This window comes from Pseudarthrobacter sp. 05T312, from assembly GCF_056396685.1.
In genome coordinates, this window is the sequence record NZ_JBFTLY010000069.1 from 1 (window position 1) to 383 (window position 383).

Below are 383 nucleotides of genomic sequence, written 5' to 3' on the forward strand. Positions count from 1 at the left end.
CATCGTGGTGGCAGCAGAAGATAACCTACTCAAAGGCGCTGCCGCACAGGCAATGCAGTGTGCAAATATTCGTTTCGGCTTCCCTGAAACGCAGGCTCTTATTTAAGGTGTGATGATGAATCCATTAATTATCAAACTCGGTGGTGTACTGCTGGACAGCGAAGAAGCGCTGGAGCGCCTGTTTAACGCACTGGTGAACTATCGTGAATCACACCAACGTCCGCTGGTGATTGTGCACGGCGGCGGCTGTGTGGTGGATGAGCTGATGAAAGGGCTCAACCTGCCGGTGAAAAAGAAAAATGGCCTGCGCGTGACGCCTGCCGACCAGATTGACATCATTACCGGCGCGCTGGCGGGCACGGCGAACAAAACGCTGCTGGCCC

The 383-nt window shown here is 54.6% G+C and carries 1 protein-coding gene; it reads left to right on the top strand.

The window, feature by feature from the left end; genetic code table 11:
* Positions 1 to 112 precede the first annotated feature (112 nt).
* The coding region (locus tag AC1DIP_RS22350) for an amino acid kinase family protein (RefSeq protein WP_477735134.1) at positions 113 to 383 on the top strand (271 nt) is incomplete at its 3' end.